The organism is Pantoea sp. CTOTU46764 (assembly GCF_031974595.1).
Lineage (GTDB): Bacteria > Pseudomonadota > Gammaproteobacteria > Enterobacterales > Enterobacteriaceae > Pantoea > Pantoea trifolii.
Genome location: NZ_DALYOQ010000088.1, coordinates 1 through 16,257, shown reverse-complemented (window position 1 = coordinate 16,257; position 16,257 = coordinate 1). Strand labels below are relative to the sequence as shown.

Below are 16,257 nucleotides of genomic sequence, written 5' to 3'. Positions count from 1 at the left end.
CCATGTACCTAACATATCTTCACTGACGTTCTCACGTGGGCACATATCGAAACTGAGATAGGTACTATCGAGTTCCCCACCTTCCCCATCAATTTCAATGTAGCCGCCAGTAATGAAAAGCTTGTTGTACACTGCTTCAATATTGTCTTCCTTCTTGTTACGTGCAAGCACGCTACAGAAGTTCAAACTGTCATCAATGAAGATCTTCCAGCCTTTAAGACGCCAGCGGTCAATCTTGTAGAACATTTTATCGGTGATGAATATTGTGCAGTCTTCAGGTTTCACGAGGTACATATGAATTTCACTGAGCAAATCGCCCTTGAACGATTCACTATGTAGTACTTTCACATCAATCATACCCCGTGAGAATTCATTGATAAGTTCAATGGTAGGCTGTACTACTAACTTACGTCCCGGTAATTTGCATTGTGCTTTTATGTGATTACCTTTACCTGTTCCAGGTTCACCACTTATGTACTTTATTTTTCCTTGATAAATAGTCATATAATTTCCTTATTTTAATTCTCTTGGTGGTATGTTTATGCATACCACCCTTCCTTTTAGTGTAAAACTGTCTTACGCCCAGATTTAATGTCTACCTCTATTACTTTAACCCAAGCATTTAGAGCCACACATAGGGCTGTTTCATTTTCGAACTCTTCAATTAATCTTTTGATATGGATAATCTTTTCTTTCTGCCATAAGACATGAGCCTCACTTGCAGTATTGTATGTACCAAGTGCACTTAATTCTCCATTAGAAGAAATTTGAGCCTGATAACCGTTCCCATTTATCTTCACTCCACAATATCCAGTTACGTTATCTCTTACTCGAAATGTAAGGTTCACTTTGTGATGAACAAATAAGCATGTTTCAGGTGAATAAACTCTTTTAGCACTACCAGATATAATAATATCTTTATCCAAGTGATATCTAGGAATAAAATTATCCTCATACCACTTCAGAAATGATGAATACACTAACCATTCACTGCATACAGTAATATCTTTATAGTTAACGTTCTCGCCTGAGTAACATCTCTTAAGCATGTTGTACCAACAACGATATGCATCTTTATTTTTGTCATGATCTTTGTGCTTAATATCGTTAGTAGCAACGTTATAAATCTTCTTTTCTTGAGATTCCATTCTCAACTCCTTTCATCCTAAAGTTATAGCTTTATTAATCAAGTACTGAAGTGCTTCGCTACGGTTCTTCAGTCCTTTTTCACTTACGATTTTATCGATGTACTCACTTTGTAGGCGTGTGAGACGAACGCCAATCGAGGCTTCCTTTTTTTCTTTCATAAATTTCCTGTTCACAAAAAACGTCTTTCTGACGACAAAAAATGCACCTCAATAGTGAGGTGTACTTAATTTTTTCTACATTGCTATTTATCTTTCGACGGTGCCATCAGCCACATAACTGCAAAAAATGCATATATTGCAAATGCTACTTTGGGAAACCCAGCGAAGATTAAGATAAGTAATAGAGGGATAATCATAATTATATTCATGTTCCTTTTTAAATCGACATGAATATTTATCATTAGTATAGAATTTTTAGCCGAAACGTTTCACGGGAATTTTTTGGTATCACGTATTTAATACTGTTATATGGTATTGAGTACTATAAAATGATATATGGTATTAAACACTCAAAATTCGGGGGATAATTTCGCTGTAACATCACGAGCATATGATTATCATTCTCATGTGTGAAATGTTTTGCATTACCGTGGTGATCGGCCGCGCACAGAATCCGTGGAAAGAGTGCAATACGCGGCGGATGGCGGAAGACGGTATCAAGCTGGCACGACGCAGCAGCGGCGGCGGCGCGGTGTTTCACGATTTGGGAAACTGCTGCTTCACCTTTATGGCCGGCAAACCGGAATACGATAAGTCGGTCTCCACGGCGATTATCCTGCGCGCGCTGGAACAGCTTGGCATTCCAGCTGAGGCCTCAGGTCGCAACGATATCGTGGTGAACGTGGATGGCGAAGTGCGCAAGATTTCCGGATCTGCCTATCGTGAAACGCCCGATCGCGGTTTTCATCACGGCACATTTTTGATGGATGCCGACCTTTCGCGTCTCGCCGATTACCTCAATCCAGACATTAAAAAATTACAGGCGAAAGGCATTACCTCGGTGCGTTCACGTGTAGCCAACATTGCCGATTTGGTGCCGGGCATCAGTTTTGACGCGATCTGCCGTGAGGTGATTGCCGCCTATTTTGCTTACTATCAGGAAGAGTGCGAACCGGAACATATCTCCCCCGCCGCACTGCCTGATTTGCCCGGTTTCGAAGAGCAATTTGCGCGGCTAAGCAGCTGGGAATGGAATTTTGGTAACGCGCCGGATTTCTCGCATCAGTTGAATGAGCGCTTTGTCTGGGGCGGCGTAGAGATCCATTTTGATGTGGAGCGCGGCGTGATTTCTCGCTGCCAGATTTTCACCGACAGCCTGAACCCTTCACCATTAGAAGTTCTGGCGTTACGTCTGCAGGGCGCGGTCTATCGACCGGAAACCATGTTGGCGCAATTAACACTGTTGAAAACGGAATTTCCGAATCAGCTTAATGAATTGAGCCAGCTGGAAAGCTGGCTGGTGGCGAGTGTGAGTTAGGTATAAAACGGTCGCCATAAATGGCGACCCTACATTACTTATTCTCTGCCTGAATAATTAAATCAGGTTCCTTACCCACCAAAATCAACGTCAGACTGAATGACAAAACCAGCGCAATGGCGACGCCGGAAACGGCCCAGATAAAGTACGGGCCAATATAGGCCGGCAAACTGAATATACTGGAAAGAATGTAGCCATATAAACGCACGCCAAAGAAACCGATAAAGGCTGAAGCCAGTGCACTGGAAACCGTTGCCGCGATAAAGGCTTTTTTGTAGCGCGTTAATACGCCAAACAGCGCCGGTTCCGTGATGCCTAATAACGCTGAAATCGCGGCTGAAAGCGTGACCACTTTGTCCTGACGATTTTTACTTAATTTCCAGATAGCAAACGTTGCACCGGCAATCGACATATTTGCCATAAACATCATCGGCATCAACATGTCATAACCGCGATCGCTAAAGTTCTGTAGCGCAATCGGTGTCATCGCGTGATGCATGCCGGTCAGCACCGCCACCGGACGAATGGCGCCGACAATCAAGCCAGCAAAGCTTGCTGAAATACTGAATAAGCCCTCAATAAACAGCGCCAGACCTTTGCCAAGCCAAATCCCCATCGGACCAATCACCACCAGCGCGGTCAAAGCCGCAAGGAACAGCGTTAAGGTAGGCGTAAATACAGTTTTTAATACTTCCGGCATAATGCGATCCACCCAGCGATGGATATAGCTGAGCGCCAGGATAGAGAAGATGACCGGAATAACGCTGGAAGCATAATTAAATACCGAAACCGGCAGCACGCCCATCAGCCAAAATGCGCTCACTGCGCCCTCCTGATGCGCCGCCAGCGCTTTTGCCGCATCAATTAAAGAGGGATACATTAAACAAGCCGCCACGGCGGCGGCTAAATACTCGTTGGTTTTAAATATTTTGGCGGCGGAGACCGCTAAAAAGAACGGCAGGAAATAGAACACGCCGCTGGCAATTAAATCAATCACCATTACCGTATCGCTTTTGGCCGAGACCAGTTTTAACGCCACTAATCCGGCCAGCAAGCCTTTGATCATCCCTGCGCCGGCAATGGCGGGAACAATCGGTCCAAATACGTCCGAGACGGTATCCATAAACAGCGATATCAGGCTTTTGCGTCCTTTCTCATGTTGCGCAGTTTGTACGCTATCGTTATTTAATACCGGAACGATTTGCTCATACCAGCTATTAACTTTGGGTCCGATAATAATCTGGAATTGTTCGCTCTGCATTTGCGCGCCCAGCACACCGGGCAAGGTTTTAATTTCGCTCTGGTTAACTTTATTGTCATCAATAAGGTCAAAGCGCAAACGCGTCATGCAATGCCAGACTTTATTGATATTATTCTTCCCACCCACTAAGTGGATTATATTTTTTATTACTTCCTGCGTTCCCATACGTGCTCCTGAGGGAAGAAAAACAGCCTGATGAAATATGCACTGGATGGTAATAAATGACACCGAACAAAACAAACCAATAAATCATGACTGCGATCACAAAACCCGCTGCATCAGCTCTATTAATCTCTAAAATGACAAGTTGGTCTGTTTTTATGACGATAAACGCTCTGATTTACTGACCAATATTTATTGCCCAAAAAAGGGTTTGCGTCTCAATAAAAACCCGGTAATGATACGGCAAAAATAGCTTATCAACATGCCTTGATATTGCGTGCAGTCACTGCACCACAGGAGTATTTCTCGTGACCCCAACCATTATTGAAAATATTGCGTGTTTTATTACCCGCCCCGATCGTCATAATCTTATTACCGTACGTGTCACCACCAATAAAGGGATTACCGGTTACGGCTGCGCCACCTTTCAACAGCGTCCTTTAGCGGTAAAAACCATGGTGGATGAGTATCTGGTACCGCTATTAACTGGACGCGATGCCAACAATATTGAAGACCTGTGGCAGATGATGAACGTTAATGCCTATTGGCGTAACGGGCCAGTGACTAACAATGCCATTTCGGGTGTGGATATGGCGTTGTGGGATATTAAGGCGCAGTTAGCTGATATGCCTCTTTATCAGCTTTGGGGCGGCAAAGCACGCGATGCGATTGCGGCCTACACTCATGCCAGCGGTGAAACACTGGACGAACTTTATACTTCAGTCGATAACGCCTTAGAGAAAGGCTATCGCCATATCCGCTGTCAGCTCGGTTTTTACGGCGGAACGCCCAAAGAACTCAACGCACCGGAAAATAGCACCTCAGGCGCTTATTACTCGCAGCAAGAGTACATGGCAAATACGGTAGAGATGTTCCGTGCGTTAAGAGAGAAATACGGACATCGATTCGAAATTCTGCATGACGTGCATGAGCGCTTATTCCCGCAGCAGGCAATTCAACTGGTGAAACAGCTTGAGCCGTATATGCCCTATTTTCTTGAAGATGTGCTTCCTCCCGCACAAACCGGCTGGTTAGAGCAACTGCGTCAGCAAAGCGCGGTGCCGTTAGCGCTAGGTGAATTATTTAATAATCCAGCGGAATGGCACGAGTTAATTGTGAATCGTCGCATCGATTTTATTCGTTGTCACGTCTCGCAGATTGGTGGCATAACGCCAGCGTTAAAACTGGCGGCGCTGTGTCAGGCATTTGGCGTGCGACTGGCATGGCACGGACCGGGCGATATGACGCCGATTGGCGTAGCAGTCAATACACATCTGAATATTCATCTGCACAATGCTGCCATTCAGGAATTTATTCCGCGCTCAACGCTGACCGATGCGGTTTTCCCTGGCGCGCCGGAGATTAAGAATGGCTATATTTATCCACCACAAGCATCGGGTATTGGCGTCGGCTTTGATCAAGCGTTAGCAGAAAAACATCCGGTGGTTTACCGTCCGCATGAATGGACGCAGAGTCGCCTGCCTGACGGCACCATTCACACGCCATAATTTAGCGCTGTTGCTGACGGAAACGCAGATTATCCGGGTTATGCGGAATCAGATAGGTGCAGGTGTAATTAATATCAACGATGTCGCTGATTTCATACACCTGCCCGCCTTGTAAAATACCACGGTTAATAATGTGCATAGCCGGACTGCCTTTTTTACAACCCAGTAGCGTCGCCTGTTCGCGATTAACGCTAATCGCGCGGTAGCTGGTGAGCAAATGTGAGATTTGATAGCCTTTGGACAACACATATTGCTGTATCGATCGCTCAATAATGTCACCGTTGAGATCGCTAAATAAGGTTGCTGGCATGCGCGATATCTCAATCTGCACGGCCACATTATCGACATAGCGCAGGCGGGAAAACTCCCAGATAAAGGCATCGTCGTTAATGGCGAATATCTGTTGCTCGTCACTGTCGGGGCGTCTTTTACGCAGGCCGATTGAACGGTAATGCATTTGGTCAAAGCGCTTTTCGGTGATCGAATTATACACCAGCGGGTTATTACGCACCGTTTCGTTAATCCAGATGCCCGATCCCTGCACGATACGCACCGCTCCGATACTGACCAGCTTCCCCAGTGCTTGCCGGATGGTGAAACGCGATACGCCATATTCTTCGGCCAACTGACGTTCAGGCGGCAATTTGCGGGGTGCGGAAGTATCCTCCTGATAGATCTTGCTCAGCAAATCCTGGGTAACGAACTCTTTCTTTTTCATGGGATTAGCCTGCTCCTGAGTTGTATCCGCAGATGATAACACGATGTTATGGCGAGGAAGGGTTAGGTGCGCCTTCCTGCACCAGAAACGCGATCAGCGTTGCATCCCGCTCTCCCGTCAACGCGGGTAATGGCGCGGTATCGCTCACGGAATCGCCCTTGTGCAACCGTTCATTATCCATCCGCACAATGCCGTCCAGCACGGTAATCCAGCTGGAAAAGCCTGTACGCTGTGGCACATCCACCTGTTGGCCGCGCTCCAGTTTCAGGTCATAAATGTATATCGCCTGATTCAGCGGCAGCCGCGCCTCGCTGCCGTGCGGCCCTGCCAGTAACGTCCATGCATTGACCGCCGCACCGTCCGCACGGGTAAAGGTATTGACCTGCGGTTCACCGCCGGTCTGCGCTGGGCGAATAGTGGCCTGCAGCATTTCGGTTTCGATAAAAGGCGCAGACTCGGCAAAGCGTATCCCGCTGCCGGCACTCAACAGCAGCGCGCGTTTGGCGTTGAGGGAATGGGTTTCTCCCAACTCGGTGCTGTGCAGCAGCGAACCGCGCCAAACGTAGCTGAAAATCTCACAGTCCTGATGCGAATGCAGCGGAATGGTGGCATCCAGCTGCAGCGTCATTTGATCGATAATTTCCAGCGGTCCAAACGCTTCACCGGGACGCTGACGGCGAATGTTAAACGGACCGTATTCAAACAGCTGATCGCGTTGGGCACGCAGGATGTTCATGGTGTAACTTCTCTATGATTTTTCTCTGTCCACCATCATAGAGATCGGGAGAATCATGAACAGCAGGCAAAACTGCTCGCTTAAATCAAAAAAACTGAACGACGATAAAGTGCCGAAATAATAAGAGCAGGTTAATGTTTTTTATTCATCGCCAGCGCAAGGTTAATTGCGTAAAATAGCCGCTTTATTCTGCGAGTGTAATAATCATGAACCGAAGCGAACAGATCCTGGCAGCCGCCGAGCAGTGCATGCGGCAAAAAGGTTTTCACCAGACGTCGATTCAGAATATTGCTACTCAGGCCGATGTCAGCATTGGTTTAATTTATAAATATTATAAAAACAAAGAGGCGATCATTGAGGCATTAGTCACCAGTGTGGTGCAGCGGATGATCACCTTGCTGAATGCCGACTTTGAACGTATCGCGCATATGCAGGGACATTATCATGAAGCGGAAGATATTGTGCCGACGGCCGTGGAAAACAGTATTATTTTGCTGATGGAAGTGTCGTCTGAAGCCACGCGGAATAATCGCATCCAGCAAATTATGTTCGATGCCTGGCATCAACTTAAAAATAACTTCATTGCGCAGGAGCAGGCGCTGCATCCTGGACAAGACGCCAATGCTATTCACACCCGCTTATATGTGATGTCGCTGATTATTGACGGCATCATTATTCGCCGCTGCATGAAGCAGCGCGATATCGCACCAGGCTTTATGCCGTTTTTCAATGCGGTGATCAATGACGTCTACCCGCACAGTGCTGCCTAATCTCAACCGAATAGATGCTGGCTAAGAATGCCGTTCACGCGCTGCATTTCATGGTGATCCAGGTCACTATCGCCAAAGACGCGACAGGCGACGCCATCCACCAGCAGCAATAAAAATTGAATGCGGTTGGCACGTTGCGTTGCGTTGGTTTCAGGTGTTTGTGCGGCAAAACGCACCTCTAATTCGGCGAGTAATAATTGCTCTTGCTGGACCAGAATGGTGCGCACCGATTCATTACGTGATGCCTCAGAATACATTTCCAGTAATAATTTCCGGTCCTGACTCGGCCAATGCTGCCAGAATGGTGAATCAGCGTTGATAATATCCTGCGTCGATTGTTGCGCAGGTAAATGTTGTACTAAAAACAGGCGCCAGTTGTGCGCGATGCTTTTGATTGTTTCCGTGACAATAAGCTCTTTACTGCTGAAGTAACGATATATTTGCCCTGCCCCTAACGCAGATTCACGGCTAATATCCGCCATGCTGGCGCCATGAAATCCGGAGCGACTGAAACAGACTTTTGCCGCATTAATAATCTGCTGCTGACGCTGCAAAAAGAATTCGTCATGTTCAGAGTGACTCACATTGGCTCCGAAGAAAATTATCGTTTTAATCGCGTCATCATACGCGATGCGTATCCGGTGAGAAACCATGACAATGTTGCCAATATTTGCGGTTGGTGCGCATAAATGCGCACCCTACGAAAAACGCGCCAATCCTTTGTAGGGTCGCCATTTATGGCGACCGAAAGACGATTAACTGACGAGCATTACGCAATTATTGCGTGCTCATTATTTCAGATTCTTTCAACGCCGTGCCGCCGCCCATCACTTTATAGAAAGTGATCAAATTCAGGTAATAAGCTTGCTGCGTACTCACCAGACTGGTGCGGGCGCTGTACAGCGTGCGCTGCGCAGTCAAGGCATTGAGATAAGTATCAATGCCGTTGCGATAGCGCAGATCCGCCAGATGGTAATAGGTTTGCGATGCCGCCACATTACTCCGCTGACTACTGAGCTGATCGTTAATGGTGCCGCGACGCGCCAGCGCATCCGCCACTTCCTGGAAGGCGGTTTGCACCGCTTTCTCATACGCCGCCACGTAATATTCTTTCTGTGCTTTGGTGTATTTCAGGTAAGAAACGTTGTAACCGCCCTGGAAAATCGGCAGCGAAATGCTCGGCGCAAACGACCAAATGCCCGCTCCGTTTTTAAACAGCGTCGAGAGATCGGCACTGCCGACGCCGCCGCTGCCCGTCAGCGTAATGCTCGGGAAGAAGTTGGCACGCGCCGCGCCAATACTGGCGTTGGCAGACTTGAGATTGTGCTCGGCTTGCAACACATCAGGGCGATTCAGCAACGCATCCGATGAGACACCCGCCGGCACCTCACGCAATGCGTTACCTATCGATTCAATGCTGTCAGGCAGCAGGTTATCCGGCACGCTGCGGCCCACCACCAAATCCAGCGCGTTTTTATCCTGCGCCACCAGCGTGGTGTAACTGGCAACATCGGCCTGCGCAGATTGGTAGGTAGTTTCCGCAGACGAGACATCCACCATCGAAGCGATGCCGTTTTCCATCTGCTTACGCGTCACCTGCCACGATTGACGTGCGCTCTCGGCGGTCTCTTTGGCAATCGCCAGATTGCTGCGATCGGCAGCGAGTTGCAGCCAGTAATCCACCGTGTTGTACAACACCGTCAAGCGCGTGCTGCGTGCACCCTGCAACGTGCCGAGATAAGTTTCATACTGCTCGCGCGTCAGGCTTTGGTTTTTGCCGAACAGATCGAGTTCAAACGCACTGACGCTGCCTTCCGCCGAATAGCTGTTGCTGATGGCGGTTTGATTGCCTTCGCCGGTTAACGCGCGTGAACGCGTGCCGCTCACGCCCGCGCTAATGGTCGGGAACAGATTGGCGCGCTCTTCGCCATATTGCGCATGTGCCGACTTCACGCTAGCCACCGCTTCCCGCAAGTCGCGGCTGCTATCCAGCGCCATCGCCACCACCTGACGCAGTTTGGCGTCGAGCACATAATCCTGCCAGCTCAGGTCGCGGTAGTTGCTGGCCTGCGTGCCTTGCAGTGAACGATAGGCATCACCGCTCGGCATCTGGCTGCTGACCGCGCCTTGCGGGCGGTCATAGTGCGGATCGAGCGAGACACAACCCGACAGCAGCGCGGGAATTAACACCATTAAGAGTTTTGCCGACATGTTATTCCCCCGCTTTCGCCACAGATTGATGATTATCGTCATGCGGAATCGCCGGGAAGACGCGACGCACCAGAACAAAGAACAGCGGAACAAAGAAGATCGCCAACAAGGTAGCGGTCAGCGTACCGCCTATAATGCCGGTACCAATTGCAATACGGCTGTTGGCGCCTGCGCCGGTGGAAATCGCCAGCGGCAGCACGCCAGCGGTAAACGCCAGCGAGGTCATGATGATCGGACGCAGACGCATCGATGCCGCGTGCGTCGCCGCCTTCATCAGGTTTTCCCCTTTGCGGTAATTGTCTTCGGCAAACTCAACAATCAGAATCGCATTCTTCGCCGACAAGCCAATGATGGTTAACAGCGCCACCTGGAAATAGACGTCGTTTTCCAGTCCGCGCAGGCTGATCGCCAGCAACGAGCCGATAACGCCGAGTGGCACTACCATCATCACCGAGAACGGCACCGACCAACTTTCATACAACGCCGCCAGGCACAGAAACACCACAATCAGCGAGATGCCATACAGCGACATCGCCTGATTGCCGGAGAGTTTTTCCTGATAGGACAAACCGCTCCACGCAAAGGTGGTGCCCGCCGGCAGCTTCGCCGCCAGTTTTTCCATCGCGCCGATCGCGTCCCCGGAACTCTTGCCTGCCGCCGCCGAACCTTCGATCTCGTAGGACGCCAGGCCGTTATAGCGTGACAGCACATCCGGGCCGTACGCCCATTCTGACGAGGCAAACGACGCAAACGGCACCATGGTGGTATTGCTGTTGCTATCGCTGCCGCGCACGTACCAGTGATCGATATCTTCCGGCTTGCTGCGGAACTGCTGATCGCCCTGCATGTAGACCTTTTTCACTCGGCCACGATCGGTGAAGTCGTTGATGTAGCTGCCGCCAATCGCCGCACTGAGCGTGTCGTTGATGTCGCTGATGGTGAGGCCCAGCGACTGCGCTTTTTCGTCGTCGATATTGACCTGCAGCTGCGGTAAATCCGGCAAAGTGTTGGCACGCACCGCGCTGAGCAGCGGATCCTGATTGGCTTCAGCAATCAGCTGATTGCGCATCTTCAGTAGCTGGTCGCGCCCGGTGGTGCCGCGCGCCTGCAGTTCGAAGGTGAATCCGTCTGACTGCCCTAAACCGGACACCGACGGCGGCGACAGCACGAAGATCTGCGCATCACGAATGCTGGCCAGGCTCGCCATGGCACGCGCGGCAATCGCATCGGCACTGTTTTCTGTCCCTTTACGCTCGCTCCAGTTCTTCAGCGAGATAAAGCCAATCCCGGCGTTCTGGCCGCTGCCGGCAAAGCTGAAGCCGTTCACCAGCATGCTGACGTTGACGTTGTCTTTTTCTTTAGTAGCAAAGTATTCCTGTACCTGACGACGAACCTCGCTGGTACGGTTTTCCGTTGCGCCCGGTGCCAGCTGATATTGCACCATGATGTAGCCCTGATCTTCGGTCGGCAGGAAGCCGGTCGGCAAACGCATGTACAGCACCGCGCAACCGATCAGCAGTACCGCGTAGAGCAGCAGATAGCGCACCGAACTGTGCAGCACATGACCCACGCCGTTGTGATAACGCGTCTGCACGCGCGCGTAACTGCGATTAAACCAGCCGAAAAAGCCCTTTTTGCCGCCTTCTTCGTTGTGCGGTTTGAGCAGCGTGGCGCACAACGCCGGCGTCAACGTTAACGCCACGATCACCGACAGCACCATCGATGACACAATGGTGATGGAGAACTGACGATAGATAACGCCGGTCGAGCCGCTGAAGAAGGTCATCGGCAGGAACACCGCCGACAGCACCAGTGCGATGCCAATCAACGCGCCAGTGATCTCTTTCATCGATTTCTCGGTGGCCTGACGCGGCGGTAAACCCTCTTCGCGCATCACGCGCTCAACGTTCTCCACCACCACAATCGCATCATCCACTAACAGCCCGATGGCGAGCACCATGCCAAACATGGTTAAGGTGTTGATCGAGTAGCCAAACAGCGACAGCACGCCAAAGGTTCCGAGCAACACCACTGGCACGGCAATCGCCGGAATCAGCGTGGTGCGGATGTTCTGCAGGAACACGAACATCACGATCACCACCAGAATCACCGCCTCGATCAGGGTTTTCACCACCTCTTCAATCGAGATTTTCACGAAGTCGGTGCTGTCGAGCGGATACGCCACTTCATAGCCTGCGGGCATGCTGCTGCGGAATTCGTCGATGGTGGCTTTCACCTGTTCGGCGGTTGACAGCGCATTGGCGCCGGACGCCAGCTGCACCGCAATCCCCGAAGCCGGATGACCGTTGGCCAGCACGTTAGCACTGTAATCCTCATCACCCATTTCTACGCGTGCCACATCGCTAAGATGCACCACCGAGCCGTCGCTTTGGCTTTTCAGCACGATATTGCGGAACTGTTCCGGCGTTTGCAGACGTGAACGCGAGCGCACGGTCGCCACCAGCTGCTGCTCTTTGCTGGCCGGTTGCGCGCCTAACTGACCCGATGAAACCTGGGTATTCTGGCTCTCCAACGCGCTTGTGACATCGGACGGCATCAGCGAATAGGAGGCGAGTTTGGCGGGATCAAGCCAGATGCGCATGGCGTATTCGGCACCAAACACCTCTACGCTGCCAACGCCCGGCACGCGTGCCAGCGAGTCTTCCATGTTGCTGACCATGTAGTCCGCTACATCGGCCGAGGTGCTTTTGTTGGTTTTATCGTACAGCGCCAGAATCAGCAGGAAGTCGCTTTGCGCCTTCTCTACCGTCACGCCTTGTGTAGTGACAGACGTCGGTAAGCGGCTTTCGGCCTGCTGCACTTTGTTCTGCACCTGCACCTGCGCAATGTCCGGATCAGTGCCCTGCTGGAAGGTGACGTTGATTTTCACCTGGCCGGTTGAAGCGGTGCTGGTGGAATCGAAATAGAGCAAGCCGTCGATGCCAGTGAGCTGCTGTTCAATCACCTGCGTGACGCTGCTTTCCAGCGTTTCCGCAGATGCACCGGTGTAAGTGGCCTGAATGCTGATCTGCGGCGGTGCGACGTCGGGATACTGCGCAATCGGCAGACTTTTAATGCTGAGCACGCCGAACATCATGATGCAGATGGCGATCACCCAGGCGAATACCGGGCGGCGGATAAAGAACTGAGCCAACATAATTACTGGCCTCCGCTGCTGGCGCTGTTCGGCGTCACTTCAACCGCTTTCACCGTCATTCCGGCCTGCACTTTGGCGGTGCCTTCGACAATCAGCTTGTCGCCGCTGTTTAAGCCGCTGGTCACCAGCCAGGTGTTGCCAATAACCCGATCGGTCACTACTTCCCGGCTCTGCACTTTGTTCTCTTTATCCACCACCAGCGCCGTGGCGTTGCCTTTGGCATCACGCGTGATGCCCTGCTGCGGGGCCAGAATCGCATCGTTTTTAACCCCGTTGGTGACGCTGGCACGCACATACATGCCCGGCAACAATTCATGCTGCGGATTGGGGAAGATCGCGCGCAGCGTGACGGTTCCGGTTGCTTCATCAACCGCCACTTCGGTCAGTTCCAGCTTGCCGGAATGATCATAATTGCTGCCATCTTCCAGTTTGACCGTCACCGGCACCACATCGCCGCTCTGCTGCAAAGAAACCTGCTGACGCTTCAGTTTCAGCAGTTGCACGCTGGATTGGGTGAGATCGACATAGATCGGATCGAGCGCGCGAATGGTCGCCAGCGCCGTGGTTTGCGCGGACGTCACCAGCGCGCCCGGCGTAACAGATGAGATGCCGATGCGGCCCGAAATCGGCGCTTTGATTTGCGTGTAGTTGAGGTTGATGCGGGCGCTTTCGACGGCGGCACGATATTGATCGACCGACGCTACGTTCTGTTGATAGGTTGCCAGCGCATCGTCGGCATCCTGACGCGACACGCCATTCTCTTTCACCAGCGCGCTGTAACGCGCAGATTTTAACTGGCTGCTTTTGACTAACGCCTGCGCATTTTTCAACTGCGCAACGGCCTGGTCGTAACTGGCCTGATAGCTAGCCGCATCGATTTGATACAGCACCTGGCCGGCTTTGACTTGATCGCCTTCGGTAAACAGGCGCTTCTGGATGATGCCGTCCACCTGCGGACGCACTTCCGACACCATGCTGCCCACCACACGTCCGGTGAGCTGGCTATCGAGCGTCACCGGCTCAGTATGCAGCGTTTTCACGCCAACTTCGGTGGTCATCTCGCCCGCTGGCGGGGCGCTGTTCTGGTCACAGGCGGCGAGCAATAACATCAGCCCGGCAATGGCTGTGCGCTGAAAATTCTTCATGAATAATCCTGTAGTGAACGTTCATTCTCAGATTTAAGTCTACCAAATCGCAGATGTGGGCGTATGTCAGGAAAATGAAAAGAGCGATCCTGAAAAGCGGCAGCAGAAAAGCGTCCTCTTTGATTGAGGATTCATAGTGGTTAAATCGCGATAGGTTACAAAGTGTTGCTAAAGATAATGAGTAACAAGCATTAATGCAAATGATTATTATTTACAGGCCAGTTGTAGGGTCGCCATTTATGGCGACCTCCATCCAGGTGCGCATGAATGCGCACCCTACGAAATATTACGTACCACCTTCAACGCAAGTTGCGGGCTGGTTAATGGCTGACTATCGGCGCTAAACAGCCTGGTCGCTGCCGCCATAGAAACCTGGGCCAGCGCCACGTGATTCGCGCCCTGCTGTTTCCCGTCGGTCACCGCTTGCGCAATCATCTGCAGATACGCCTCCTGCTGGCCCGCTTTAAACGCCGCCCAGGCGCCAGGAATCAGCTGCACGTCAGGATGCTGTTCGACTGGCAGCGTCGCCGGGCAAAACAGCGCGCGCGTCGCCGCCAGCGTGGATTCTGCCGCACACAGCACCAGCGATTTTCCCGGCAAACGGTGCACCGCATCGGCCAGCATGCGATCGGTGCGATACACCGGACAATCATGCCCTTTAGCGCTAAAATCATCGGCGACCGGACCCAGCGTCGAGCAGGTAATCAGAATCGCGTCGAACCACGGCGTCAGGCTGTGTAACAACTGTTCCAGCTTGTGCTGCTGCGGCGCAGTCATGCCACCGGTCAGCTCCGCTTCCGCCAGCAAATGTGGCATCACAATATGACTGAGTGAGCCGTGGCTCATGCCCAATGATTCTGCGGCCTCATCGAAAATAGCGATATTGCTGGCGGCGGTATGCAGGCAGGCGATGGTCATACAATTCCTTATCAGTGGCGTCTCGCACAGAGGCTCAATATAACCCGATGAAAACAAAAAAGGCGCCACATTGGGCGCCTTGTTCAATTTAACTGCGATTACTTCAAACGGAATGCCACCACGCTATCACCCGCCTGGGTGCCGAGTGAACCGTGACCGCCTGCAGCAATCACCACGTACTGCTTACCGTCTTTGCCCATAAAGGTCGACGGCGTGGCTTGCGCACCGGCACTCAACTCGGTTTGCCACAGCAGTTCGCCGGTGGTGCTGTCGTAGGCACGGAAGAAGTTATCCGCCGTTGCACCGTGGAACACCAAATCACCTGCGGTCAGCAATGGACCACCGTGCGCCACCATGCCCATCGGGAAACCGATTGGGAAGCGGCCAGGCAGGAAGCTGGTCTTCAGGTTTTTGGTCACACCCACGCGACGCAGCCATTCGGTTTTACCGGTCTTCAGATCCACGCCCACCATGCGGCCCCAAGGTGGCGCAACGCACGGAATACCCAGGCCAGAGGCCAACTGCTGGATATGAATAGCATAATCACCGTGGAAGTTTTCGTTCCAGTACGGTGTGCCATCTTTGGTGAACAGGCGCTCGGTAGCGGTCTGCTCGCTGCGTTTAATCAGGTTGTATTTGTAAGCCAGACGCACTGGCGCGGCAATCAGCATTTGACGCTGCGGATCGACGGCAACAGAACCCCAGTTGAACACACCAATGTTGCCCGGGAAGATCAGCGAACCACTTTCGGTCGCTGGCGTCCACGGATTGCCGTCATAGCGCAGGCTACGGAAATCCATGCGGCATGACATCTGGTCAAACGGCGTGCCTTCTCAGTCAACGGCTGCGGGATGAAGTTCAGGCTGGAAACCGGCTGGGTCGCGGCAAATTTCTCACCCGCGACGCCACCTTCAGTGGAGACCTTCACCTGGTTTACCGGATACACCGGCTGGCCGGTAAGACGGTTCAGCACAAACAGGTTGCCGGTTTTGGTCGGCAGGATCACCACAGGCTGCTTCTGGCCCTGATAATCGATGTCCACCAGC

At 51.7% G+C, this 16,257-nt stretch carries 12 protein-coding genes and 3 pseudogenes; 3 read left to right on the top strand and 12 right to left on the bottom strand.

Features of this window, described 5'->3' with window-relative positions; all coding sequences use genetic code 11:
• The 3 genes and pseudogenes from RTM06_RS20870 to RTM06_RS20860 form a co-directional block, all read right to left on the bottom strand.
• Positions 1-504, bottom strand: a pseudogene (locus RTM06_RS20870) (hypothetical protein); the annotation flags it as partial.
• Positions 505-560: 56 nt separating this feature from the next.
• Complete coding sequence (locus RTM06_RS20865) at positions 561-1,148, bottom strand: hypothetical protein (RefSeq protein WP_312184571.1); 588 nt, start codon at positions 1,146-1,148, stop codon at positions 561-563.
• A 12-nt stretch (positions 1,149-1,160) separates the two neighbouring features.
• The gene (locus RTM06_RS20860; RefSeq protein ID WP_312184570.1) at positions 1,161-1,307 is read right to left on the bottom strand and encodes a hypothetical protein; all 147 of its coding nucleotides are present in this window, start codon (positions 1,305-1,307) and stop codon (positions 1,161-1,163) included.
• Positions 1,308-1,734: 427 nt separating this feature from the next.
• On the opposite strand from RTM06_RS20860, the pseudogene RTM06_RS20855 reads away from it, so the two are divergent.
• Positions 1,735-2,625: pseudogene (locus tag RTM06_RS20855) on the top strand (lipoate--protein ligase); the annotation flags it as partial.
• A 34-nt stretch (positions 2,626-2,659) separates the two neighbouring features.
• Here RTM06_RS20855 and RTM06_RS20850 read toward each other — a convergent pair.
• Positions 2,660-4,051: a PTS transporter subunit EIIC gene (locus RTM06_RS20850; protein WP_312184569.1), complete on the bottom strand. Its 1,392-nt coding sequence runs from the start codon at positions 4,049-4,051 to the stop codon at positions 2,660-2,662.
• 305 nt (positions 4,052-4,356) lie between these two features.
• On the opposite strand from RTM06_RS20850, the gene RTM06_RS20845 reads away from it, so the two are divergent.
• Positions 4,357-5,556: an enolase C-terminal domain-like protein gene (locus RTM06_RS20845; RefSeq protein ID WP_312184568.1), complete on the top strand. Its 1,200-nt coding sequence runs from the start codon at positions 4,357-4,359 to the stop codon at positions 5,554-5,556.
• A gap of 1 nt (position 5,557) precedes the next feature.
• On the opposite strand, the gene RTM06_RS20840 is transcribed toward RTM06_RS20845, so the two are convergent.
• Positions 5,558-6,274 carry a GntR family transcriptional regulator gene (locus RTM06_RS20840; protein WP_312184567.1) on the bottom strand — a complete coding sequence of 239 codons (717 nt, stop codon included), beginning with the start codon at positions 6,272-6,274 and terminating at the stop codon, positions 5,558-5,560.
• 46 nt (positions 6,275-6,320) lie between these two features.
• Positions 6,321-7,010 carry a pirin family protein gene (locus RTM06_RS20835; RefSeq protein ID WP_312184566.1) on the bottom strand — a complete coding sequence of 230 codons (690 nt, stop codon included), beginning with the start codon at positions 7,008-7,010 and terminating at the stop codon, positions 6,321-6,323.
• A gap of 206 nt (positions 7,011-7,216) precedes the next feature.
• Here RTM06_RS20835 and RTM06_RS20830 point away from each other — a divergent pair, with 206 nt between their 5' ends.
• Positions 7,217-7,780 carry a helix-turn-helix domain-containing protein gene (locus tag RTM06_RS20830; RefSeq protein WP_312184565.1) on the top strand — a complete coding sequence of 188 codons (564 nt, stop codon included), beginning with the start codon at positions 7,217-7,219 and terminating at the stop codon, positions 7,778-7,780.
• A gap of 2 nt (positions 7,781-7,782) precedes the next feature.
• On the opposite strand, the gene RTM06_RS20825 is transcribed toward RTM06_RS20830, so the two are convergent.
• The 6 genes and pseudogenes from RTM06_RS20825 to RTM06_RS20800 all read right to left on the bottom strand — a co-directional run.
• Positions 7,783-8,433 carry a TetR/AcrR family transcriptional regulator gene (locus tag RTM06_RS20825; RefSeq protein ID WP_312184564.1) on the bottom strand — a complete coding sequence of 217 codons (651 nt, stop codon included), beginning with the start codon at positions 8,431-8,433 and terminating at the stop codon, positions 7,783-7,785.
• Between the two features lie 124 nt (positions 8,434-8,557).
• Positions 8,558-9,991 carry an efflux transporter outer membrane subunit gene (locus RTM06_RS20820; protein ID WP_312184563.1) on the bottom strand — a complete coding sequence of 478 codons (1,434 nt, stop codon included), beginning with the start codon at positions 9,989-9,991 and terminating at the stop codon, positions 8,558-8,560.
• A gap of 1 nt (position 9,992) precedes the next feature.
• Positions 9,993-13,148, bottom strand: a complete 3,156-nt coding sequence (locus tag RTM06_RS20815) for an efflux RND transporter permease subunit (protein ID WP_312184562.1) — start codon at positions 13,146-13,148, stop codon at positions 9,993-9,995.
• Between the two features lie 2 nt (positions 13,149-13,150).
• A complete protein-coding gene (locus tag RTM06_RS20810) occupies positions 13,151-14,293 on the bottom strand; it encodes an efflux RND transporter periplasmic adaptor subunit (protein ID WP_312184561.1) in 1,143 nt (380 codons plus the stop codon).
• A 276-nt stretch (positions 14,294-14,569) separates the two neighbouring features.
• The gene (locus RTM06_RS20805) at positions 14,570-15,211 is read right to left on the bottom strand and encodes a glutamate racemase (protein ID WP_312184560.1); all 642 of its coding nucleotides are present in this window, start codon (positions 15,209-15,211) and stop codon (positions 14,570-14,572) included.
• Between the two features lie 98 nt (positions 15,212-15,309).
• A pseudogene (locus tag RTM06_RS20800) lies at positions 15,310-16,257 on the bottom strand (membrane-bound PQQ-dependent dehydrogenase, glucose/quinate/shikimate family); the annotation flags it as partial.

Coding starts and splice junctions, on each gene's coding strand:
- RTM06_RS20850 (WP_312184569.1), bottom strand. CDS start 4,051: ATGGGAACGCAGGAAGTAATAAAAAATATAATCCACTTAGTGGGTGGG.
- RTM06_RS20835 (WP_312184566.1), bottom strand. CDS start 7,010: ATGAACATCCTGCGTGCCCAACGCGATCAGCTGTTTGAATACGGTCCG.
- RTM06_RS20840 (WP_312184567.1), bottom strand. CDS start 6,274: ATGAAAAAGAAAGAGTTCGTTACCCAGGATTTGCTGAGCAAGATCTAT.
- RTM06_RS20820 (WP_312184563.1), bottom strand. CDS start 9,991: ATGTCGGCAAAACTCTTAATGGTGTTAATTCCCGCGCTGCTGTCGGGT.
- RTM06_RS20815 (WP_312184562.1), bottom strand. CDS start 13,148: ATGTTGGCTCAGTTCTTTATCCGCCGCCCGGTATTCGCCTGGGTGATC.
- RTM06_RS20865 (WP_312184571.1), bottom strand. CDS start 1,148: ATGGAATCTCAAGAAAAGAAGATTTATAACGTTGCTACTAACGATATT.
- RTM06_RS20825 (WP_312184564.1), bottom strand. CDS start 8,433: ATGGTTTCTCACCGGATACGCATCGCGTATGATGACGCGATTAAAACG.
- RTM06_RS20860 (WP_312184570.1), bottom strand. CDS start 1,307: ATGAAAGAAAAAAAGGAAGCCTCGATTGGCGTTCGTCTCACACGCCTA.
- RTM06_RS20805 (WP_312184560.1), bottom strand. CDS start 15,211: ATGACCATCGCCTGCCTGCATACCGCCGCCAGCAATATCGCTATTTTC.
- RTM06_RS20830 (WP_312184565.1), top strand. CDS start 7,217: ATGAACCGAAGCGAACAGATCCTGGCAGCCGCCGAGCAGTGCATGCGG.
- RTM06_RS20810 (WP_312184561.1), bottom strand. CDS start 14,293: ATGAAGAATTTTCAGCGCACAGCCATTGCCGGGCTGATGTTATTGCTC.